This window comes from Breoghania corrubedonensis, assembly GCF_003053845.1.
In the GTDB taxonomy this organism is placed as follows: Bacteria; Pseudomonadota; Alphaproteobacteria; order Rhizobiales; family Stappiaceae; genus Breoghania; species Breoghania corrubedonensis.
Genome location: NZ_QAYG01000006.1, coordinates 271124 through 292991, shown reverse-complemented (window position 1 = coordinate 292991; position 21868 = coordinate 271124). Strand labels below are relative to the sequence as shown.

Here is a 21868-nt window from a genome sequence, read left to right as displayed (position 1 = left end):
TGGGGGCCCGCCTGTATAGGGCGGGCCCTCGGAGGCATCAGTTCTTGAGGAGGTCGTACTCGTCGCTAAGGTCGAGTTCCTTGGCCAGTTCGATCTGGAGCGGGGCAACCGTTTCGATGAAGGCAGCCTTGTCCGGATGCGTGACCTTGACGCCGTGTTCGCTCTGCAGCGTCTCGACAAGCTTGGCGTCGTATTCCTTGGCCTTCTCCACACCATAGGCGTTCGCGTCGATCGCGGCCTGCTGGACGATCTTCTGCAGGTCGGCGGGCAGCTTGTCCCAGGTGCGCTGCGAGATCGAGATGTGATTGATCTGGATGGTGTGCTCGGTCAGGGCGAGGTTCGGAGCGACCTCGTAGAGCTTGGACCCGGTATACCCCGGAAGCGAGCTTTCCATCGCATCCGCGACGCCGGTCTGCATGGCCGCGTAGAGTTCACCCCAGGCGACCGTCACCGGAAGCATGCCGAAGGCGGCCCACGTCTTGGCATCCATCGGCGAGGGCGGCGTGCGCATCTTGAGACCCTTGAGGTCGTCCGGGCCGTTCACGACCGTGGCGGCGGTGGACATGTTGCGCGTACCGGAGGCACCAAGCGCCAGCAGCTTCATGCCGACAGCATGTTCCTCGTAGACCTTCTCGAAATGAGCCTGAACCTTCGTGCCCGGGCCAACCTTCGCCAGCGCGTCATCCATGCCGTTGAAGAGATAAGGCATCGTGAAAATGGAGAATTCCGGGATCTGCTGGGCGGCGTTCGACACCGTGGAGATCATCAGGTCGATGGTGCCGAAACCCATTTCGCCGATCACGGCAGGGTCCTGGCCAAGCTGGCCGGCATCGAAGATCTTGACGGCGATTTTTCCGCCGCTCTTGTCTTCTATTTCTTTTTTCATGGCCGAAGCCATGTCGTTATAGGGATGGGGCGACTTTACGAGCGTGTGAAGCCGTAAAGTGTAGTCGGCAGCAAATGCCGAAGCGTTAGCCGCAGCAAAGCCGAGGAGTGTGGCCGACAGGGTCAGTAACGTGCGACGAGCGATATTCATTTTGATGTCTCTGGCTGGTGCTTTTTTTTGAAGGATAGTCCCGGGGCGCCCCGATAAAATCAAATATAAAAATCCGAGGGCCTTATGCGGAAATGTTATGGATAGTCTGTCCATAGTCAGGTCGCTCCTCAATGGTTGCCAGGAATTCTTCCAAAAAGCGCGTGCCTGCCCGTGAGAGCGGGACATCAGCGGGTTTCAGAACTTGGAAATTGAAGGGAATCTTGGGTTCGAAGGGAACCGCACGTAAGGCATCGCCGAATATCCCGGGCGAAATGGGATCAACGATGGCCACCCCGAGACCGAGAGCAGCCAAGCCGCAAGCGGAATAGGAGGGCTGCGTTTCCGCCACCACCTTTGGCGCGATGCCGGCCTCCGCAAAACGCTGCGCCATGAAACTCCACGTAACGGTTCGATAGGTCAGCGCGATCAGCGGCTCGTCTTTCAGATCCTGCGGGCTCAGCGCTGCCCGCGATGCAAGCGGATTGTCGGGAAGCATGACGCAAACGCAATCGGTGCGGAAGGCCGCCAGGACGTCCAGATTGGCCGCAGGGGCCGAATAGGACTGACCAATGCCGAGATCGATCTGGTGGGAGGCCAGAAGATCAACGATCCGCGGCGATGTATGGACGTCGTGGGTGATGCTGATACCGGGAGAGAGATCCGCCAGCCGCTTCATCGCACGCGGCAGGATCTCGAAGCTCACCATGGGCATCGAGGCCACCCGGAACGATGCGCGACGCATGTCCTTGATCTGCCCGGCCACCTTGGCCAGCCGATCAAAGCCGTAGAACATGCGCTCGACTTCCTGAAAGAACTCGTGCGCCTCGGGCGTCGGTTGCGCCTTTCCCCCCAGCCGCAGCAACAGGGGAAATCCGACCGCTCTCTCAAGATCGGCTATGAGCCGGCTGACGGCAGGCTGCGAGACATTCAGCGCATTGGCGGCAGCTGTGATCGAACCATGCCGCATCACCATCCGAAAAGCGTTGATCTGTTTCTGATTCACGTCTTTTTCTTTCATGCGCGCGCGCACTGCACCGCACCAATCTGGAAGTCGGATCCCGGGCAAGGACCTCGTCACCCGCGCGTGTCCAATGCCCGCACCACAACGCATATCTCACAGCGCCTGAAGTCCATTTCCCCGGTCGCCGCATCCCCGGCTTCCGTGTCGCCTCTCAGCTGCGTTTTCCCCACGATGGCCAGCGTAGCGGGCCACCGCAACCGGCGAAACCATGACAGGAAGCACGAAAGATGGAACACGCCAGAAGAACCGGGCCCCTCCATGACGAAAGCGGCTTCCGGCAACCACAGCGGGAAATGCCATAATCAGTTCAATTCAATGAGAAATTCCAGATCACTTCCGGTGCGCTCCCCCGATCTGATTGAAATAATTTTTCAAAAATGTACTCATTCGAGAAACTGCCGCGCGGAAAGGACGGCTCGTTCCCCCTGACCTTTCCGCGCGCGCCCTGAAACAGGATGCGCGGCTCATTTCACGGCGTCCGCCAATCGTCCCGACCACCGAAACGTCGGAAAACCGTTCACGCCTCTCATGACGGCCATCATACGGAAAACGACGAGAGATGAACATCCAGACGAAGGCCTCGCTTAAGGTTCGGACCGAAGGAACGTGACATTGACCATCCCGTCGCGCACCTCGTCTGGTCCTCTCATTTTCAATCCTCGCACCCTCTCGGCAACTTCCGCGAAAACCATGCGGACAATCGGCAAGTTGTCTCAAGCCGCCTGTTCAAATATCCACTTATGCGACCGAATGCCCCTCTACGCATTGTGTGCATTCGCCAATACGGTCGCGACCATCGGCGCCTGTCTGACCTAGGGAGTAGAAACGTGGGAAAGCTCTATATCGTCGGGACCTTTGATACCAAGGCTCCGGAGCTGCTATTCGCGGCCGAAGCCGCACGAAGCGCCGGAGCTGATGTGGTTCTTGTGGACGTAAGCACCCAGGAAACACCGGGGGGCGCCGATATCGACCCGGCCGAAGTCGCCTCTTTCCATCCCGAAGGCGCCAACGCCGTTCTCGGCCAGACGGATCGCGGCGTTGCCGTTTCGGCGATGGCCGATGCGCTTTCCGCCTTGTTGAATGCGCGCGATGATGTCGGCGGCGTCCTCGGTCTCGGCGGCAGCGGCAATACGGTGCTGGTTACCCAGGCCATGCGAACACTGCCCGTCGGCACCCCCAAGCTGATGCTGTCCACCGTCGCCTCGGGCAACACCGCGCCTTATGTCGGGCCCAACGACATCGCGATGATGTATTCAGTTGTCGACATCGCCGGCCTCAACGCCATTTCGCGGCGCGTCATCGCCAATGCCGCCTACGCGGCGGCCGGCATGGTGCTCGGCGAAATTCCGAGCCACGATGCCGACAAGCCGGCCATTGGCATGACGATGTTCGGCGTCACGACCCAGTGCGTGACCCAGGCGCGCAAGACGCTTGAGGACCGCTTCGACGTCGCCGTCTTCCATGCCACCGGCATTGGCGGCCAGTCGATGGAAAAGCTCGCCGAGAGCGGCTTCCTGCATGGCATGCTCGACGTGACGACCACGGAAGTGCCCGATCATCTGATCGGCGGCGTCTTCCCCTGCACAGACGACCGCTTTGGCGCCGCCATTCGCACCAGATTGCCCTATGTGGGCTCGGTCGGGGCCGTCGACATGGTCAATTTCGGTGCGATGGAAACCGTGCCGAAGGAATTCCGCGATCGCAACCTCTACGTCCACAATGCGCAAGTCACGCTGATGCGAACGACGCCGGAGGAAAACCGGGCGATCGGCAAGTTCATCATGGAGCGGATCAACCGCATGGAAGGACCGGTGCGGTTCTTGCTGCCGCTCAAGGGCGTCTCGGCTATCGATGCGCCGGGAATGCCCTTCCACGACCCCGAAGCCGATGCCGCCCTTTTTGAGACGATCCGCGCGGAATGGAAAGCTGCGCCCAATCGCGAGTTGATCGAACTCGACTGCAATATCAACGACAAGGCGTTCTCGGATGCGCTTGCCGAAACGTTCCTCGAACTGATCAGATAGGGTCAAGCCATGACAGAAATGTCCAGAACCGCAATTCTCGCCAAGCTGCGCAAGAAGATCGCCGACGGCTTGCCGATCATCGGCGGCGGCGCCGGCACGGGGCTTTCCGCGAAATGCGAGGAAGCCGGCGGCATCGATCTGATCGTCATCTACAATTCCGGCCGCTACCGCATGGCCGGACGCGGCTCGCTCGCCGGTCTGCTCGCCTACGGCAACGCCAACGACATCGTCAAGGAAATGGCGCGCGAGGTGCTGCCTGTCGTCAAGCACACCCCGGTGCTCGCCGGCGTGAACGGCACCGACCCCTTCATGATCACCGATCATTTCCTCGATGAACTGAAGGAACTGGGCTTCACCGGCATCCAGAATTTCCCGACTGTCGGCCTGATCGACGGCACTTTCCGGGCGAACCTGGAAGAGACCGGCATGGGCTACGCGCTGGAAGTCGACATCGTCGCCGCCGCCCACGAAAAGGACATGCTGACGACGCCCTACGTCTTCTCCGCCGAGGATGCCAGGGCGATGACGCAAGCCGGTGCCGACATCATCGTCTGCCACATGGGCCTGACGACCGGCGGCGCGATCGGGGCCGAGACATCCGTCACCCTTGATGACTGCGTGAAAAAGATCGCCGCGTGGGCGGACGCCGCGCGTTCGGTGCGCGAGGACGTGCTCGTGCTGTGCCATGGCGGACCGATCTCGATGCCTGATGATGCGGCCTACATCATCAAGAACGTGCCGGGCATTGATGGCTTCTATGGCGCAAGTTCCATGGAACGGCTGCCGACGGAAGTCGCCATCCGCGAGCAGATCGAGAAATTCTGCAAGATCCGCCGCTAAGGCGCTTTAGCCTTGGAATGACACGATCCGGAGCCGGATTGCCCGAAAACCCGTCCGGCGGCCGTTCGCAATGAACGGCCGCCGGAATCGTCTTCGGTCACCGACACGCGAGGGCGTTCGACTGCCACCCCTCACACGCGGATCATGAATCCGCAAGCTTGCGGTTCAGCGCGAGCGCGATCAGCGTGCACGCGGCACCCGACAGCAGATAGAGACCCGCCATCGCAATGCCGAAGGTGCTCGAAAGATAGAGCGCCGCGAAGGGCGCGAAACCTGCCCCGAACATCCACGCCAGATCGGACGTCAGCGCCGAGCCGGTGTAGCGGTATTCGTTGGGAAAGCTCGACGCCACAGCGCCGGAGCACTGCCCGAAGGTCAGCCCGAGCAGGGCGAACCCGACCAACATGAAAACGACATCGCCCGTGCCCACCTGGTCGAGAAGCACAGGAGCGAGGCCGCTGAACAGCGCGATCGCAACCGCGCACCATGCGAGCAGACGGCGCCGTCCGATCCGGTCCGCAATCCATCCAGACAGCACGATGGTCACAAGCCCGACCATGGCCGCGACGACCTCGATCATCAGGAATTCCGCCGTCTCATGTCCGCTGACCAGGAACACCCACGACAGCGGATAGACGGTTACCATGTGGAAGAGCGCGAAGCTCGCCAGCGGAGCGAAGGCACCGATGACGATAGCCCTGCCCTGCGCCCGCACGGTCGATATGACCGGCGTGGGCTGAAGGTCCCGGCTTTGGAAAAGCCGGCGGAATTCATCCGTATCCACGATCCTCAAGCGGGCGAAGAGAGCGACCACATTGAGCGCAAAGGCCACGAAAAAGGGATAGCGCCAGCCCCAGGAGAAGAAATCATCCGCCGAGAGCTGGCTGACGAGGTAGGCGAAGAGCCCGCTTGCCACCATGAGGCCGAGCGGCGCGCCGAGCTGCGGCACCATGGCGTACCAGCCACGCTTGCCGGCAGGCGCGCTCAGCGACAGCAGCGACGCGAGCCCGTCCCAGCTTCCTCCAAGCGCGACGCCCTGCCCGATCCGCAGGATCGCCAGGATCATGATCGACGCGGCTCCGATCTGCCCGTAACCGGGCAGGAAAGCCAGACAGACGGTGGATGTTCCCAGAAGAAGCAGCGCAACCGTCAGCTTGACCCCGCGCCCGTGTGCGCGATCAAGCGCCATGAACAGCGCAGAGCCGATCGGACGAGCGATAAAGGCGAGCGCGAAGATGGCGAAGGAGTAGAGCGTCCCTGTCAGCGCATCGACAAACGGGAAGACGAGTCGCGGAAACACCACAACCGACGCGATAGCGTAGACAAAGAAATCGAAAAATTCTGAAGTGCGACCAATGATCACACCTGTGGCGATATCGCCTGGACGAACGGCATGTCCTCCACCCGAAGCGACATTGGGGTTAACCCCTACTAAACCCGACGTAACTTCCATTCTTGGCCCCTATTTCCTCCCGGTACGGACTGGCCGCACCTCTCAGGCCCGAACGAGTATCCGACGTTAGGTAAGTTCATGCAACTGTAGGAGCCCTGACTTCTCTTCCCCGCTTTCGGCGCTCTATAACGGCGCGACAAACCGTCACTGTTGCGAATTATCAATGACCTTTGGTGTGCTGCGTCTGCCTGCGGCCACACCAGTCGCGTTCTTCAATTGAAACACGGGTAACGTCTTGAGTCGGATCCGCGCGCTCTTCGTCCTCCCCCTCCTGCCCCTCCTGGGGGGGTGCAACCTCGTCGTCCTGAACCCAGCGGGCGACATGGCCATTCAGCAACGCGACCTCATTGTGGTCGCGACCCTGCTGATGCTCATCGTCGTGCTGCCTGTCATGGCCCTCACCGTCTTTTTCGCCTGGCGATATCGCAAGGGAAATGACGCGGACTACAAGCCGGACTGGGATCATTCGCTGAAACTGGAGCTGATCATCTGGGCCGCGCCGCTGCTGATCATCATCTGTCTCGGCTCGATCACCTGGGTCACCACCCACATGCTCGACCCCTATCGGCCGCTCGACCGTATCGCCGAAGGCAAGCCTGTTCCAGAGAACGTGAAACCTCTCGAAGTGGAGGTCGTCGCCCTCGACTGGAAATGGCTGTTCTTCTACCCCGAATACGGAGTTGCGACGGTCAACGAGCTGGCAGCCCCCGTCGATCGCCCGATCACCTTCAAAATTACCGCGTCCTCGGTGATGAACTCGTTCTTCATCCCCGCGCTCGCCGGCCAGATCTACGCGATGCCGGGCATGGAGACGAAGCTTCACGCGGTCATCAACAAGCCGGGTGTCTATGACGGTTTCTCCGCCAACTACTCCGGCGCCGGCTTCTCCGGCATGCGCTTCAAGTTCCACGGGATGTCGAACGACGATTTCGAACAGTGGGTCGCGAAAGTGCGTGATGCCGATCAGAAGCTCGACCGGCAGGCCTACTTCGCCCTGGAGCGCCCGAGCGAAAACGTCCCGGCCACCTATTACGCCGGATATCAGGATGATCTCTACCAGCGCATCCTGAACATGTGCGTGGACCCGGCGAAGATGTGCATGGGCGAGATGATGGCCATCGACGGCAAGGGCGGCCTCGGCCTTGAGGGCATCCACAACGTCCTGCCCAAGGAGCTTGAATACGACAAGCACCAGCGTCGAGGTGCCATCTTCGGTCCCCAGCCCAGTTATGTCGCCAGCCTGTGCACGGATACCGATCCGTTCGGCACGCGCGGCGCCGGCGCTGCGGGCAAGACCGTGCAGGAGCAGCAGCCGGCCAGACACTCCAACGTCTCCACGCCGGCCCCCACACCGATTTCCGCGCCGGCCTCGTCCCACACCGCCCCCCGGCCTGACAACATCTGAGATTGTCAAAAACCATGATGAACCACCAACAGACATCCTTTTTGCTGGGTCGGCTGGGCCTCGACTCGCTGCCCCTGCATGAACCGATCCTTGTGGCCACCTTCGCGATGGTGGCGCTCGGCGGCATCGTCGTCCTCGGCGCAATCACCTATTTCCGCCTGTGGGGCTACCTCTGGCGCGAATGGTTCACCACCGTCGACCACAAGCGCATCGGCATCATGTACATGATCCTGGGCATCATCATGCTGCTGCGCGGCTTCGCCGACGCCGTCATGATGCGCCTGCAGCAGGCGATCGCGTTCGGCGGATCGGACGGCTACCTGCCCGCCCACCACTATGATCAGGTCTTCACCGCCCATGGCGTGATCATGATCTTCTTCGTGGCGATGCCGGTCGTGACGGGGCTGATGAACTACGTCGTGCCGCTGCAGATCGGCGCCCGCGACGTATCGTTCCCGTTCCTCAACAACTTCAGCTTCTGGATGACGACCGCCGGCGCCGTGCTGGTGATGATGTCGCTGTTCATCGGCGAATTCGCCCGCACAGGCTGGCTCGCCTACCCGCCGCTGTCCAATATCGCCTACAGCCCGGACGTCGGCGTCGATTACTATATCTGGTCGCTGCAGATCGCCGGCGTCGGAACCTTGCTGTCCGGCGTCAATCTGATCTGTACGATCATCAAGATGCGCGCACCGGGCATGAAGATGATGCAGATGCCGGTCTTCACCTGGACGGCGCTTTGTACGAACGTGCTGATCGTCGCCGCCTTCCCGGTGCTCACCGCCGTCATGGTGCTGCTGTCGCTCGACCGCTACGTGGGAATGAACTTCTTCACGAACGATTTCGGCGGCAATCCGATGATGTACGTGAACCTCATCTGGATCTGGGGCCACCCGGAGGTCTACATCCTCATTCTTCCGATGTTCGGCGTCTTCTCGGAAGTCACCTCGACCTTCTGCGGCAAGCGCCTGTTCGGCTACACCTCGATGGTCTACGCCACCATCGTCATCACCATCCTGTCCTACCTCGTCTGGCTCCATCACTTCTTCACGATGGGCTCTGGCGCGAGCGTGAACTCCTTCTTCGGCATCACCACGATGATCATCTCGATCCCGACAGGAGCGAAGATGTTCAACTGGCTGTTCACGATGTACAAGGGCCGCATCCGCTTCGACCTGCCGATGATGTGGACCGTGGCGTTCATGCTGACCTTCGTCATCGGCGGCATGTCGGGCGTGATGCTGGCGGTTCCGCCGGCCGACTTCTCGCTCCACAACTCGCTGTTCCTGATCGCGCACTTCCACAACGTGATCATCGGCGGCGTGCTGTTCGGGCTCTTCGCGGCCATCAACTTCTGGTACCCGAAGGCCTTCGGCTACAAGCTCGATCCGTTCTGGGGCAAGATCTCGTTCTGGAGCTGGGTCATCGGCTTCTATGTGGCCTTCATGCCGCTCTACGTGCTCGGCCTGATGGGCGTGACCCGGCGCATGCGGGTCTTCGACGATCCCTCGCTGCAGATCTGGTTCGTGATTGCGGCGATCGGTGCGGGGCTCATCGCCGTCGGCATCGGCGCATTCCTCGTCCAGCTCGTCGTCAGCTACATGAAGCGCGAGCAGCTGCGCGACACCACGGGCGACCCTTGGGATGCGCGTACGCTGGAATGGGCGACCTCCTCGCCCCCGCCGGACTACAATTTCGCGTTCACACCCGTCGTGCATGACCTCGACGCCTGGTGGGACATGAAGCAGCACGGCTACAAGCGGCCGCTGACGGGCTACAAGCCGATCCACATGCCCAAGAACACGGGCGCCGGCATTATCCTGGCCGGCCTCAGCCTGATCACCGGCTTTGCGCTCATCTGGTACATCTGGTGGCTTGCGGCGCTGGGCTTCATCGGCCTCCTCACCGTCGCCATCGGCCACACCTTCAACTACAAGCGTGATTTCCACATCCCCGCCGAAGAGGTGGAGAAGACGGAAAACGAACGCACGCGCATCCTCGCCGCACAGGGTTGATCACATGACAGCAACTGCAAGCGCCGCGCAGGACACCGCAACGCGCATCTATCACCACGAAACCGAGCACGCCCATCCGGAAGGCTCCAGCACCCTCTTGGGGTTCTGGATCTACCTGATGAGCGACTGCCTGATCTTCGCGGTCCTCTTCGCGACCTACGGCGTTCTCGGCGGCAACTATGCCGCCGGGCCCGCGCCGAAGGATCTGTTCGAACTGCCGCTGGTGGCCCTCAACACCTCCATGCTGCTGCTCTCCTCCATCACCTACGGCTTTGCCGTCATCGCGATGCAGAACCGCAACCGACGCAGCACCCAGACCTGGCTGTTGATCACCGCGCTGTTCGGCCTCGCCTTCATCTCCATCGAACTCTTCGAGTTCTCGGAACTGATTCACGAGGGCGCAACACCGCAGCGCAGCGCCTTCCTGTCGTCCTTCTTCACGCTGGTCGGCACCCACGGCCTGCACGTTTCCTTCGGCATCGTCTGGATCTTCACGCTGGTGACCCAGATCGCCAAGCACGGCCTTGTGGAAGCCAACCGCCGCCGCCTGATGTGCCTGAGCATGTTCTGGCACTTCCTTGACGTCGTCTGGATCGGCGTCTTCACCTTCGTCTATCTGATGGGAATGCTGCGATGAGCGCTGAAGAGCACGTCATGGACGCCCCCAGGGACAGCCATGGGGACACCCACGGCGACCACCACGACACCGCCCCCGCGCACGCCACGCTCGGCGGCTACATGAAGGGGTTCATCCTCTCCGTCATCCTGACGGCGATCCCCTTCTACCTCGTCATGACGGGGACGCTAGACAAGCACACCACCGTCGGTATCGTCATGGCGATGGCGGTCATCCAGATCGTGGTCCACATGATCTACTTCCTGCACATGGACGCCAGGTCGGAAGGCGGCTGGAACCTTCTCTCGCTGATCTTCACGATCATCGTCGTGGCGATCACGCTGGCCGGCTCGCTGTGGGTCATGTACCACCTGAACGTCAACATGATGCCCCAACACGACATGAGCCAATTGCCGTGAAGCAGACCCATGATGGCGCGGGCAGCGGTGGCGGCGACGCGCCCTCCCCGCGCCATCATCGCAAAAAAGGGGCGCTCGCGCTGGTGAGCGTCTTTATCCTGATCGGAATAGTTGCGGGCTCCGCCCTTGGCGTCTGGCAGGTCCAGCGCCGCGCCTGGAAACTCGATCTGATCGACCGGGTCGAAACCCGCGTTCACCAGCCCGCGAAACCTGCTCCGGGGCCCGACACCTGGCCGACGATCTCCCGCGACGGCGACGAATACCGCCACGTTCGCGTTACCGGCCACTTCCTGAACGACAAAGAAACGCTCGTGCGCGCCGCAACCGATCTGGGCAGCGGCTACTGGGTGCTGACGCCGCTTGAAAGCGCGCGCGGCTTCACCGTGCTCGTCAATCGCGGCTTCGTTCCGCCCGAGCGAAAAGACCCGGCCACCCGAGCGCAAGGACTGCTCGACGCCACCGCCAGCGTGGAAGGCCTGCTTCGTATCAGTGAGCCCAAGGGCGGCTTCCTTCGCTCCAACGATCCGGCGGGCGGGCGCTGGTACTCCCGCGATGTCACGGCGATCGCGAAGGCCCGAGGCCTGAAGAACGTCGCCCCCTACTTCATCGATGCCGGCGCTGCTCCCAATCCTGGCGGCTATCCCGTGGGCGGATTGACGAAAGTCAGCTTCTACAACCACCATCTTTCCTACGCGATCACCTGGTTCACCCTGTCGCTGATGTCTCTGGCGGCCGGGCTCTATCTTGTGCGCGAGGAACGCCGCGCACGCAGGCGCCGGAACGCTTTCCGTCCCGGCGGAACCACCTGAGCGACAGGGAACCGCTCCGGATCGACCTTTTGAGCGCTTTTTGATCAAGCAGGTCTCATTGCCGCGCCTCCTGCCCCAGCGTGCGAAGAGTTTCATACGAACGTCATTCAACCGTCACCCCACTGCAATCGACGGGGTCTAGGGATCAATCGCCTTTCGATTGAACCAAAGTCAGACGCGAATGAACATGACGGGCCGGCAAACAGAAATCATCGCCCTGGTGCGCCAGAACGGCTTCGTGTCGGTCGACCAGCTCGCCGAGCAGTTCGCCGTGACCCCGCAGACGATCCGTCGGGATGTGAACGCACTGTGCGACGCCAACCTTCTGCGCCGGCGACATGGCGGGGTGGAAAACCTCGATCCCACCCTCAACGTTCCCTATGACGCACGCCGAGTGACGCGGGCCGAAGCCAAGCGCCGGATCGGGGCAGAGGTCGCCAATCTCGTCCCGAACCGGGCCTCGGTGCTGATCGGCATCGGTACCACGCTGGAAATGGTCGCCGAGGCACTCGACCGGCACGAGGACCTGACCGTCGTCACCAACAACCTGAACGCGGCGATGCGGCTCAGCACGAGCGGCTCCAACCGGGTGTTCATTCCCGGCGGCATGCTCCGCCTGCCCGACCGCGATCTCCTGGGTGCGGAAACCGAAACCCTCTTCCACTCCTATCGCGCCGATTTCGGCATCTTCGGCGTCGGCGGCATCGAGCCGGATGGCACGCTTGTCGATTTCGACCGCGCCGAGGTTCAGGCCCGCGAAGCGATCCGCCAAAGCTGCCGACAGGCGATCCTTGTCGCGGATCGCTCCAAGTTCGGCCGTCCCGCGCCCGCCCACGGCGGCAGCCTGTCGGATGCCGACATCATCGTGCTCGACGGTCCGCCGGAGCCTGATCTCGTGCGGCTTCTGGATGAAGCGCAGGCCGATGTCCGCATCGCCGCCGATCTGGGCATTGCCGGAGGAGACGCGCTTTGACCGACACTCCCTTCGTCCAGTTGCAGGGCATTTCGAAGCATTGGGGCGCAAGCCTCGGCGTGGACAATCTCGACCTCTCGGTCCCGCGCGGCGCCTTCGTCGTCCTGCTCGGCCCCTCCGGCTGCGGCAAGTCTACGACGCTTCGCCTGATCGCCGGCCTGGAGGAAGCCGACAGCGGCCGCATCCTGATCGACGGCCGCGACGCGACATACGCCTCGCCGGCAGAACGCTCCCTGTCGATGGTCTTCCAGTCCTATGCGCTGTTTCCCCATCTGAGCGTCGCGGAGAACATCGTCTTTGGTCTCAAGGTGCGCAAGATCGCTCGCGACGACCGTGACGCGCGGCTGAAACGCGCCCTCGCCCTCACCGGTCTCGAAGGCTACGAAGACCGCAAGCCGGGCGAACTTTCCGGTGGCCAGCGTCAGCGCGTGGCACTCGCACGTGCGGTCGTCGCCGACCATCCGCTGTGTCTGATGGATGAACCGCTGTCCAACCTTGATGCCAAGTTGCGTCATTCGGTGCGCCAGGAAATCCGCGCCCTGCAACGCCGGCTCGCCATGACGGTGATCTACGTCACCCACGATCAGACAGAAGCCATGACCATGGCCGACATGGTCGTGCTGATGAAGAATGGACGTATCGAGCAATCGGGCAGCCCGGCCGCACTCTACAAGCGCCCGGCCACTTCCTTTGCCGCCAATTTCGTCGGCAGTCCCCCGATGTCTCTCCTGCCGGGCACCGCCGTGGCCGCGGTGACGGGGCACTTTCCCGATCCCGAGGCCGTCACCATCGGCCTGCGCGCCGAAAGCGTCCGCCTCGCGGGAACGCACGACGCCATCGTTCACGGGTCGGTTCGCCAGAGCGAATTCCTTGGCGCGGAGACCTTCGTCGTTCTGGAAATGCCCGGCGAAGGCACGCTGACCGCCCGTCTGGCGGGCGAGGTCGATCTCTCGCCCGGCAGTTCCGTTGGCCTCGCCTGGGACTGGGCCGACGTTCATCTCTTCGACCGGGAAAGCGGCAACCGCCTGCCCGGACTTTCCGATCCCGCCGCCTGGAACAAGAGCGCACCCAGCGGCGAGGTGGCCTCTACGGCCCCCGGTTCATGCGCAGCAGAGCAAGAGTGACACCCACCATGACGAGGAATTTCACGCGAGCGGCCCTGCTCGCAGCGGCGATGTCGGTAACGAGCGTTACCGCCTACGCCAAGACCGAGCTGACCATGTACTACCCGATCTCCGTCGGCGGTCCGCTGACCGAGGTCGTCGACAACATGATCGAGGGCTTCGAGGCGAAGAACCCGGATATCGACGTCAACGCGATCTATGCCGGCAATTACGACGACACCCGCGTGCGCGCGCTGTCGGCGATCCGCTCCGGCGAACCGGCCCAGCTTTCGGTGATGTTCTCCATCGATGCCTACGACCTCATCGAGCAGAACCTGATCATCCCCTTCGACGATGTCGCCAAGACAGACGCGGACAAGCAGTGGCTGAAGAGCTTCTACCCGGCGCTGATGGCCAACGGCCAGATCGATGGCAAGACCTGGGGCGTGCCGTTCCAGCGCTCCACCATCGTCATGTACTACAACAAGGACATGTTCCGCGAAGCCGGGCTCGATCCGGAGAAGGCGCCGACGACCTGGGAAGAGATGGTCGCGGACGCGAAGACGCTCACGAAGGAAGGCCGCTGGGGCATCGAGATCCCCTCGACCGGCTATCCCTACTGGATGTTCCAGTGCTTCGCGATCCAGAACGGCAAGGAACTGATGAGCCGTGACGGCACGAAGACCCACTTCGACGATCCGAAAGTGGTCGAGGCGCTGGAGTTCTGGAAGTCGCTGGCCACCGACGCCAAGGTCATGCCGGAAGGCACGACCGAATGGGGCACGCTGCGCCAGGCCTTCCTGCAGGGCCAGACGGCGATGATGTGGCACACGACCGGCAACCTGACCGCCGTGCGCAAGGGTGCCGACTTCGACTTCGGCGTCGCCATGCTTCCCAAGCACGAACAGCCTGGCTCGCCGACCGGCGGCGGCAACTTCTACCTGTTCAAGGGCGCGACGCCCGAGCAGCAGGAAGCATCCCTCAAGCTCATCAAGTACATGACCGCGCCCGAGCAGGCCGCCCAGTGGTCGATCGCCACCGGCTATGTCGGCGTCAGTCCGGCCGCCTACGACACCCCGGCTCTGAAGGATTACGCCGCCGAGTTCCCGCAGGCCGTCGTCGCCCGTGACCAGCTGAAGGTCGCCATTCCGGAGTTCTCCACCTACGAGACCGCCCGGGTCCGTGAAGCGCTGAACAATGCCATCCAGGCAGCGCTTACCGGCTCCAAGACACCGAAGGACGCTCTGGCGGAAGCCCAGGCGACTGCCGAGCGTCTCCTTCAGCCATACCGCTGAGCCCACCGATGCCGGAGGCGGTCCGTACCGCCTCCGGATCCTTCCCCTGCCGCGCCTGAAGGCGGGCATGGAGACATGACGGAATGACCGCAGGCCGATCCCACGAAACCAGGCGCTACGCGCTCTACGGCTGGCTGCTGCTTACCCCGGCGGTGGCGCTCATGTCGCTGTTCGCCTTCATCCCTGCCGGCGCCACCGCCTGGGCGAGCCTGTTCTCCCGCGGCACCAACCGCCGGCCCGCCCATTTCGCCGGCCTCGACAACTACACCCAGCTCTTCGCCGATCCCACATTCGCGAAAGTCGTCACCAACAACCTTCTTTATGCCGGCGTGACGATACCGGTCTCCACCGCCATCGCGCTCGGCATGGCGTTGTGGGCCAATGCCCGCATTCCGGCGCGCGGCTTCGTGCGTGCGGCCTATTTCACCCCGACCATGCTGCCGATGATCGCGGCCGCCAACCTGTGGCTGTTCTTCTATACCCCCGGCATCGGCGTCATCGACAAGATCGCCGGCCTGTTCGGCTTCGGCCCGACCAACTGGCTCGGCCAGCCCGACACCGCTTTGTGGGCGATCATCGTAGTGACGATCTGGAAGGAGAGCGGCTTCTTCATGATCTTCTATCTGGCGGCACTCCAGACCATCCCGCCGGACCTGCACGAAGCGGCCCGCATCGAGGGCGCCGGCCGCTGGACCTACACCCGCCGCGTCCTGCTGCCGCTGCTGATGCCAACGACGCTGTTCATTCTGGTCAACGCGCTGATCAACTCCGTCAAGCTGATCGACCACCTTTTCATCCTGACCAAGGGCGGGCCGGACAACGCCTCCAAGCTCATCCTCTACTGGATCTGGGAAATGGCCTTCTCCTATTTCGACGCCCCCCACGCCGCCGCTATGACCGTGCTCGTGCTGATCGTGCTGGGCATCGTCGCCGCCATACAGTTCCGCGTGATCGACCGCAGGGCGCATTACAGATGAGCACCGCATCAATTGCCCCAAGGCATACGCGCACCAGATGGATCGATCTCGACGCGGCCGGCGCGCTTGTTCTGGCACTGGCCTGGATCGCGCCGCTGCTGTTCGCCGCATGGGCCGCCTTCCACACACCGCACGCCGCGGTCTCCTTCGACCTGACCGCGCCCTGGACGCTGGAGAACTTCGCCACCGCCTGGGAACGGGCGCCATGGCTGCGCTATGTCTTCAATACGGTGATGCTGGTGACGATCGTGCTCGCCGGACAGCTTGTGCTGTGCACGCTCGCGGGCTTCGCCTTCGCCCGCTTCGCATTCCCGGGCCGCGACGTCGTCTTCATCCTGGTGCTGCTGCAGCTCTTCATCCTGCCGGAAGTGCTGATCGTCGAGAACTACGCCATCGTGTCGAAGCTTGGCCTCGCCGATACGGTCTTCGGCATCGGCCTGCCCTACATGGCGAGCGCCTTCGGCATCTTCCTGCTGCGCCAGGCCTTCAAATCCGTTCCCAAGGAGCTTGAGGAAGCCGCCCGCATCGAGGGCTGTTCCTGGGCGGGCGTTCTATGGAAGGTCTACGTGCCGGCCGCGCGGCCGACTTATCTCGCCTATGCGCTGGTCTCGGTCGCGACCCACTGGAACAACTTCCTGTGGCCGCTGGTGATCACCAATTCCGTGGAAACGCGCCCGCTCACCGTCGGCCTGTCGCTCTTCGGTGCGCCGGAGAGCGGGGTAAATATCTCCGTCATCAGCGCCGCGACCCTGCTCACCATCGCGCCGCTGCTGGTCGCGTTCCTGATCTTCCAGCGCCAGTTCGTTCAGGCCTTCCTGCGTGCCGGAATTCGCTAGCGCACTTTGCGGGCCAGATTGAATCGATCTGGTTGAGCTGAATATGCTCAACGTATTGATCCGGAGCGGTCAGCGGACCCTGGAAAGCAACGCGGCCGCTCCGCCCAGACCCGCGCGAAACGCGCCATCGAAGGTCTCGGTCGCCTCTTGCCATTGCCGCGCCTGACCGCCGACCATGATCCGCCAGCTGGAGTTCCAGACGAGTTTCTCCGCGTCCCAGACGAGAACACAGCTCAAAACGGTGTCACCGCCTGTTTGTTCTGCGACGCTCTCGAGGGCTGCCTGCGAAGGGCCCTCGATATTCGGCGGACCGACATCCATGCCGTCGAGCGTGGCGGCGTGCGGCAAGGCGACCGCCATCCCCAGCTTCTCCGCCTCCGCCAGAAGGGCGTCCCGCTGGCCGACGCCTTTCTCGGCGTCTCTCGTCATGAAGAAGCTGCTGCCCTGAAATTCGACCTTCACGAGCGGCGTGATGATCGGACGGGGAAGTGCCCACTTGCGAAACCCGAGTTCCTTGATGATCCCGTCGATCTTCGCGGGCACGAAATGAACCGTCAGATCATAGGGGCGGTCGCGCGAGCCCTGTTCGTCGTGATGAGGAATTCCTTCCATCCGGTCGCGATAGCCGTATCCAGACACGTAATCGCCCGCCTTCGCGGCATAGGCCGCGAAGGCCTTTCTTTCCAGGATCTTCGTCGCGCCGGTCACCTTTACGAGCACGCTCGCAAACGTCGCCTTGATGCCCGGCACCCGCGTCTCTTCGCGCTGTCCGGTGACGAAGGTGGTAGCACTGTAAAGATCGGCATCATCGATCGCCGTCGCCCCGAGGGAAATCTGGGCCGACAGCCCCAGCACAAGGAATGCAGGAACAGGACACGAAAGTACCTTGAAGAATGCGCGCATGCATCACCCTCCCCATTCATCCGCCTTCCTCGTCCCGGGCATCCATTCAGTATGAGCGAGAATATGTGATCATGACCACAGCAAACATGCGATGAAGTTCCGCCACGCACCACTCACGTCAGCCTGAGCAACAGCCCCGCGATCAACTGCGCACGCTCGACCAGACTGTCGACATAGATGTGCTCGGTGAGCGTATGCAGCCCCTTGCCGCGCACGCCGACGGAATCGATCGTCGGAATGCCCATGGCGCCGGTGAAATTGCCGTCCGAGCCGCCGCCCGCACTGCAATGGGGAAGGTCGAAGCCGATCTCCGATGCGATCTTCTTCGTCACCTCGTAAAGCGCCATGGTGCCTTCATCCGGCTCCCACACCGGCCGCGTCACCCCGCGCGTGACCTCGATGATCACATCGTTTTCCTCGCCGGAGAGGGCCAGCATGCGCTTCACGCCCTCGTCGAGATCGTGCTGGCGCTTGGCCATCGAGAGCACCTGCGCCTCGCACGAGGACGACACGCAATTGACCCACTGCCCGGCATGGATGACGCCGACGGAGAAGGTGCAGTCATCCGTCGTCATGGCCTCGATCTCGAGGATCTTGCGCGCCATGGCGGCAATCGCCGAGCGCCCCTCCTTGAGCGACCAGCCGGCATGGCTCGGCCGGCCCGTCGTCTTGATATTGAAGCGCGCGATCGCATAGCGTCCCGTCACCGCGGAACCGTCGTGGTGCGCGGGTTCCGGCACCAAGACGTACTTGTTCTTTGCCGCCTCTTGCTCGATCAGATTGCGGGTCGATGGCGTCCCGACCTCCTCGTCGGGTGTCAGCAGGACGGTAACGGGAAGCGGCGTCTCGATACCCGCCTTAACAAGCTGCCGCAGGGCTTCCAGGCTCACGAAATTGCCGGCCTTCATATCCTGGATGCCCGGCCCGTAGCAGCGCCCGTCCTCCACCTTGAAGGGCAGCACGTCGAGCGTGCCCATCGGGTGGACGGTGTCGAGATGCCCGCTGATCAGGATGCCGGGCTTACCCATGTCCTTGTGGGGAAACTTCGCGCGCAGTGACCCGCCAAAGCCCATGCGGCCCGGGATACGCTCTATCTCGGCGCCGGCTGCGGCGAAGTCATAGGTCGCCAGATCCATCATCCGGTCGACGGCCGCCGCATCGTGGGTCGGGCTTTCGCACTCGATCCAGGGTCTCAGGCCGGCGATCATCTCGTCGGTATCAAAAGGCAGGGCCTTGTAGTCCATGGCAATCACCTTCGCAGAACATGCTGGAAAAACTAAAGCGGCAACCGCGTCTCGATGAGGCGGGCCATGATCGAGGCGCCGACCGGCAGCATGTCGTCATCGACGACAAAGCCCGGATTGTGGAGCGGAACCGAGCCCTTGTGCCCGATCCGGCAATAGGCGCCCGGCACGACCGCCAGCATGTCGGCGAAATCCTCGCTCCCCGTCACAAGCTTGCTCTCGTAACGCACGTTCGTCTCACCGACGACGTCTTGCGCGGCCTTCAGGTAGGCTTCCGAGAGATCCGCGTCGTTATCGAGAGGCGCGAACATCTGCCAGACCTTCGCGTCGATATCGACTTCGAAGCTTTGCGCCAGACCGGCGCAGATCGTTTCCACCCGGGCGTGCATGGTGTCGCGCGCGTCGTTGGAGAAATAACGGATGGTCCCCGTGATCATCGCCTTTTCGGGCACCACGTTGTAGGCGGAACCCGAATGGATCTGGGTGACCGAAAGCACCGCCGCCTCGGTCGGGTCCACGTTCCGGCTGACGATCGACTGCAATGCCTGCACGAGCTGCGTCACGACGACGATCGGATCGCGCGACTGATGCGGATGCGCCGCATGGCTGCCGACACCGGTGATCGTGATCTCGAAGAGACTGGCGCCTGCCATCGCCACGCCCGGCTTGATGGTGAAGGTATTCTCCTCCGCACCCGGATCGTTGTGCATGCCGTAGATCTCGTCACACGGGAACTTTTTGAAAAGCCCGTCCTCGATCATCGCCCGCGCGCCGCCGAGCCCCTCTTCAGCCGGCTGGAAGATAAAGACCACGCGGCCATCGAAATCGCGCGTCTCGCTCAGGTAGCGCGCCGCGCCCAGCAGCATGGTGGTGTGCGCATCGTGCCCGCAGCCGTGGAAGCGGCCGGGATTCTGCGAGGCGTAAGGCAGGTTCGTCTGCTCGTCCATCGGCAGCGCATCCATGTCGGCGCGCAGCCCGATGGTACGCGTGCCCGAGCCCTTTCCCTCAAGCACGCCGACGACGCCGGTCTTGCCGATCCCGCGATGAACCTCGATGTCCCAGGATGCCAACATGTCGGCGACGATGGCGGATGTGCGCTGCTCCTCGAAGCCGATCTCGGGGTGGGCGTGGATATCGCGGCGGACCGCGGTCAGTTCTTCCGCATAGGTCGTGATCTTCGGCAGGACGGTCATGAAGGTTACTCCGTAGGGACTTGAAGGTCGGTCTTCTCAACTGAAGCGGATGGCAGCGCCCGGAAATTGGCGAAGTCCCAGCCACGGCCGGGGGCTGCCTCGATGAGCGAGCGGGTATAGGCGTTACGCGGGTTGCCCAGAACGTTGGCGGCCGTATCGTGCTCGACGATCCGCCCCTTCTGCATGACGACGACCTCATCGCAGATCTGTGCCGCGACCCGCAGATCGTGGGTGATGAACAGGATCGCGATCCCGAGTTTTCTCTGCAGTTCGTCAAGCAGATCGAGCACCTGCGCCTGCACCGACACGTCGAGCGCGGAAACGGCTTCATCGGCCACCAGCACGTCCGGCTCCATCGCGATGGCACGCGCAATGGCGATGCGCTGGCGCTGGCCGCCGGAAAACTGGTGCGGATAGCGGTCGATCGCATCTTCCGGCAAGCCTACGAGCGCAAGCAGTTCCCGCGCCCGCGCCATCGCTTCACCGCGTGCCTGACCGAAATTGAGCGGGCCTTCCATGAGGCTCTGCCCGATGGTCCAGCGCGGGTTCAGCGAGCGGAACGGGTCCTGGAAAACGATCTGGATATGCCGGCGGTGCGGCCTCAACTTCTGCCGCGACAGGGTGGAGATCTCGGTATCGCCCACCTTGATGGAGCCGTCCGTCGGATCGATCAGCCGCATGATGCAGCGCGCGACGGTGGATTTGCCCGACCCGCTCTCGCCGACAATGCCGAGTGTACGCCCGCGCGAAATGGCGAAAGAGACGTCGCGTGCCGCCTTCGTCGGCTCCCGGCTGACGAACCAGCCGCCGCGCCCGTAGTATTTCATCAGCCCCTCGACCTGAAGTACCGGCTCGCTGCCCGCATCAGCGCGCGGCGGTCGAGGCACGAGGCTCGGCACGGCGCGCAACAGGGAGCGGGTATAGTCCTCCCTCGGCGTCCGCAGGAGATCACCCGACGACGCCTGCTCCACGATCCGGCCGTGCTTCATCACATGTACCGTGTCGGCGATTTCCGCCACCACGCCCATGTCGTGCGTGATGAACAGCACCGCCGTGCCGTGCTTTTCCTGCAATTCCGCGATCAGGCTCAGGATCTGTTTCTGGGTGGTGACGTCGAGTGCAGTGGTCGGCTCGTCCGCGATGAGAAGCTGCGGCTCCAGGATCAGCGCCATCGCGATCATGATCCGCTGGCGTTGGCCACCTGAGAGCTGATGGGGATAGGAGGCATAGATCCGCTCCACCTCCGGCAGATGGACCTGATCGAGAATATCGAGCACACGGCGCCTCTTCTCGTGCTTGGGTAGCCTGACATGGGCGTCCAGCACTTCCTCGATCTGCGCGCCGACCCGGATAACCGGATTGAGCGCCGTCATCGGCTCCTGAAAGACCATGGAAAGATGGCTCGCGCGCATATCGCGCATGGCCTGCGGCCCCAGATCAAGCAGGTTCTTGTCCTGAAGGACGATACGCCCGCCGCTCACCTCCAGCACGCCCTTGGGCAGCAGCCCCATGGTCGCGAGCGACGTCACCGACTTGCCCGACCCGCTCTCGCCAACAAGGCAGGCGGTCTCGCCGGACCGGATCGTCAGCGACACGTCATCGAGAATAGGCCGGGCGTCCCTGTTTCCGGCGAGCCGGACCGACAGGTTCTCGATCGAGAGCAGCGTCGGCGCGCCGGCAAAATCGCGGGACTTGAACTCCATCGC

19 protein-coding genes are annotated in these 21868 nt (G+C 62.8%); 12 read left to right on the top strand and 7 right to left on the bottom strand.

Features of this window, described 5'->3' with window-relative positions:
* Positions 1–37: 37 nt before the first annotated feature.
* Both C8N35_RS16530 and C8N35_RS16525 read right to left on the bottom strand, forming a co-directional pair.
* Entirely contained in the window at positions 38–1036 is a 999-nt protein-coding gene (locus tag C8N35_RS16530) for a TRAP transporter substrate-binding protein DctP (RefSeq protein WP_170122133.1), read from the bottom strand.
* 82 nt (positions 1037–1118) lie between these two features.
* The gene (locus tag C8N35_RS16525; RefSeq protein ID WP_170122132.1) at positions 1119–2066 is read right to left on the bottom strand and encodes a LysR substrate-binding domain-containing protein; all 948 of its coding nucleotides are present in this window, start codon (positions 2064–2066) and stop codon (positions 1119–1121) included.
* 818 nt (positions 2067–2884) lie between these two features.
* On the opposite strand from C8N35_RS16525, the gene C8N35_RS16520 reads away from it, so the two are divergent.
* Positions 2885–4081 (top strand): Tm-1-like ATP-binding domain-containing protein, encoded by a 1197-nt coding sequence (locus C8N35_RS16520; protein WP_107990810.1) that lies wholly within the window; start codon positions 2885–2887, stop codon positions 4079–4081.
* 9 nt (positions 4082–4090) lie between these two features.
* A complete protein-coding gene (locus C8N35_RS16515) occupies positions 4091–4921 on the top strand; it encodes a phosphoenolpyruvate hydrolase family protein (protein ID WP_107990809.1) in 831 nt (276 codons plus the stop codon).
* A 142-nt stretch (positions 4922–5063) separates the two neighbouring features.
* Here the strand turns inward: C8N35_RS16515 and C8N35_RS16510 are convergent, their stop codons facing one another.
* Entirely contained in the window at positions 5064–6374 is a 1311-nt protein-coding gene (locus C8N35_RS16510) for an MFS transporter (protein WP_107990808.1), read from the bottom strand.
* A 235-nt stretch (positions 6375–6609) separates the two neighbouring features.
* On the opposite strand from C8N35_RS16510, the gene cyoA reads away from it, so the two are divergent.
* The 10 genes from cyoA (at position 6610) to C8N35_RS16460 (ending at position 16822) form a co-directional block, all read left to right on the top strand.
* Positions 6610–7779 carry a ubiquinol oxidase subunit II gene (gene cyoA, locus C8N35_RS16505; protein WP_107990807.1) on the top strand — a complete coding sequence of 390 codons (1170 nt, stop codon included), beginning with the start codon at positions 6610–6612 and terminating at the stop codon, positions 7777–7779.
* A 17-nt stretch (positions 7780–7796) separates the two neighbouring features.
* Entirely contained in the window at positions 7797–9794 is a 1998-nt protein-coding gene (gene cyoB / locus C8N35_RS16500; RefSeq protein ID WP_107990842.1) for a cytochrome o ubiquinol oxidase subunit I, read from the top strand.
* A 4-nt stretch (positions 9795–9798) separates the two neighbouring features.
* Positions 9799–10431: a cytochrome o ubiquinol oxidase subunit III gene (gene cyoC / locus C8N35_RS16495; protein ID WP_107990806.1), complete on the top strand. Its 633-nt coding sequence runs from the start codon at positions 9799–9801 to the stop codon at positions 10429–10431.
* The gene (gene cyoD, locus C8N35_RS16490; RefSeq protein WP_107990805.1) at positions 10428–10829 is read left to right on the top strand and encodes a cytochrome o ubiquinol oxidase subunit IV; all 402 of its coding nucleotides are present in this window, start codon (positions 10428–10430) and stop codon (positions 10827–10829) included. Before cyoC ends, cyoD begins: the two co-directional genes overlap by 4 nt.
* Positions 10826–11638: an SURF1 family protein gene (locus C8N35_RS16485; protein ID WP_210203559.1), complete on the top strand. Its 813-nt coding sequence runs from the start codon at positions 10826–10828 to the stop codon at positions 11636–11638. The genes cyoD and C8N35_RS16485 overlap by 4 nt, the downstream gene beginning before the upstream one ends.
* 187 nt (positions 11639–11825) lie before the next feature.
* On the top strand, positions 11826–12611 hold the full coding sequence (locus C8N35_RS16480; RefSeq protein WP_210203558.1) for a DeoR/GlpR family DNA-binding transcription regulator: 786 nt from the start codon (positions 11826–11828) through the stop codon (positions 12609–12611).
* Positions 12608–13735, top strand: coding sequence for an ABC transporter ATP-binding protein (locus C8N35_RS16475; protein ID WP_107990803.1), 1128 nt, complete (start codon positions 12608–12610; stop codon positions 13733–13735). Before C8N35_RS16480 ends, C8N35_RS16475 begins: the two co-directional genes overlap by 4 nt.
* A gap of 8 nt (positions 13736–13743) precedes the next feature.
* Positions 13744–15009, top strand: coding sequence for an ABC transporter substrate-binding protein (locus C8N35_RS16470; RefSeq protein WP_107990802.1), 1266 nt, complete (start codon positions 13744–13746; stop codon positions 15007–15009).
* Positions 15010–15092: 83 nt separating this feature from the next.
* A complete protein-coding gene (locus C8N35_RS16465) occupies positions 15093–15986 on the top strand; it encodes a carbohydrate ABC transporter permease (RefSeq protein ID WP_107990801.1) in 894 nt (297 codons plus the stop codon).
* Entirely contained in the window at positions 15983–16822 is an 840-nt protein-coding gene (locus C8N35_RS16460; protein WP_107990800.1) for a carbohydrate ABC transporter permease, read from the top strand. Before C8N35_RS16465 ends, C8N35_RS16460 begins: the two co-directional genes overlap by 4 nt.
* Positions 16823–16891: 69 nt before the next feature.
* On the opposite strand, the gene C8N35_RS16455 is transcribed toward C8N35_RS16460, so the two are convergent.
* From C8N35_RS16455 to C8N35_RS16440, 4 genes are all read right to left on the bottom strand, one after another.
* Entirely contained in the window at positions 16892–17725 is an 834-nt protein-coding gene (locus tag C8N35_RS16455) for a DUF2066 domain-containing protein (protein WP_107990799.1), read from the bottom strand.
* A 113-nt stretch (positions 17726–17838) separates the two neighbouring features.
* Entirely contained in the window at positions 17839–18969 is a 1131-nt protein-coding gene (locus C8N35_RS16450) for a M20/M25/M40 family metallo-hydrolase (RefSeq protein WP_107990798.1), read from the bottom strand.
* 32 nt (positions 18970–19001) lie between these two features.
* Positions 19002–20162, bottom strand: a complete 1161-nt coding sequence (locus tag C8N35_RS16445) for a M20 aminoacylase family protein (RefSeq protein ID WP_107990797.1) — start codon at positions 20160–20162, stop codon at positions 19002–19004.
* A 5-nt stretch (positions 20163–20167) separates the two neighbouring features.
* On the bottom strand, positions 20168–21865 hold the full coding sequence (locus tag C8N35_RS16440) for an ABC transporter ATP-binding protein (RefSeq protein ID WP_107990796.1): 1698 nt from the start codon (positions 21863–21865) through the stop codon (positions 20168–20170).
* Between the last annotated feature and the right edge of the window lie 3 nt (positions 21866–21868).

Bases quoted from the DNA above. Each gene is read 5' to 3' on its own strand.
- C8N35_RS16530 (WP_170122133.1), bottom strand. From the start codon at position 1,036: ATGAATATCGCTCGTCGCACGTTACTGACCCTGTCGGCCACACTCCTC.
- C8N35_RS16515 (WP_107990809.1), top strand. From the start codon at position 4,091: ATGACAGAAATGTCCAGAACCGCAATTCTCGCCAAGCTGCGCAAGAAG.
- C8N35_RS16510 (WP_107990808.1), bottom strand. From the start codon at position 6,374: ATGGAAGTTACGTCGGGTTTAGTAGGGGTTAACCCCAATGTCGCTTCG.
- cyoB (WP_107990842.1), top strand. From the start codon at position 7,797: ATGAACCACCAACAGACATCCTTTTTGCTGGGTCGGCTGGGCCTCGAC.
- cyoC (WP_107990806.1), top strand. From the start codon at position 9,799: ATGACAGCAACTGCAAGCGCCGCGCAGGACACCGCAACGCGCATCTAT.
- cyoD (WP_107990805.1), top strand. From the start codon at position 10,428: ATGAGCGCTGAAGAGCACGTCATGGACGCCCCCAGGGACAGCCATGGG.
- C8N35_RS16480 (WP_210203558.1), top strand. From the start codon at position 11,826: ATGACGGGCCGGCAAACAGAAATCATCGCCCTGGTGCGCCAGAACGGC.
- C8N35_RS16470 (WP_107990802.1), top strand. From the start codon at position 13,744: ATGACGAGGAATTTCACGCGAGCGGCCCTGCTCGCAGCGGCGATGTCG.
- C8N35_RS16465 (WP_107990801.1), top strand. From the start codon at position 15,093: ATGACCGCAGGCCGATCCCACGAAACCAGGCGCTACGCGCTCTACGGC.
- C8N35_RS16460 (WP_107990800.1), top strand. From the start codon at position 15,983: ATGAGCACCGCATCAATTGCCCCAAGGCATACGCGCACCAGATGGATC.
- C8N35_RS16455 (WP_107990799.1), bottom strand. From the start codon at position 17,725: ATGCGCGCATTCTTCAAGGTACTTTCGTGTCCTGTTCCTGCATTCCTT.
- C8N35_RS16450 (WP_107990798.1), bottom strand. From the start codon at position 18,969: ATGGACTACAAGGCCCTGCCTTTTGATACCGACGAGATGATCGCCGGC.
- C8N35_RS16445 (WP_107990797.1), bottom strand. From the start codon at position 20,162: ATGACCGTCCTGCCGAAGATCACGACCTATGCGGAAGAACTGACCGCG.
- C8N35_RS16440 (WP_107990796.1), bottom strand. From the start codon at position 21,865: ATGGAGTTCAAGTCCCGCGATTTTGCCGGCGCGCCGACGCTGCTCTCG.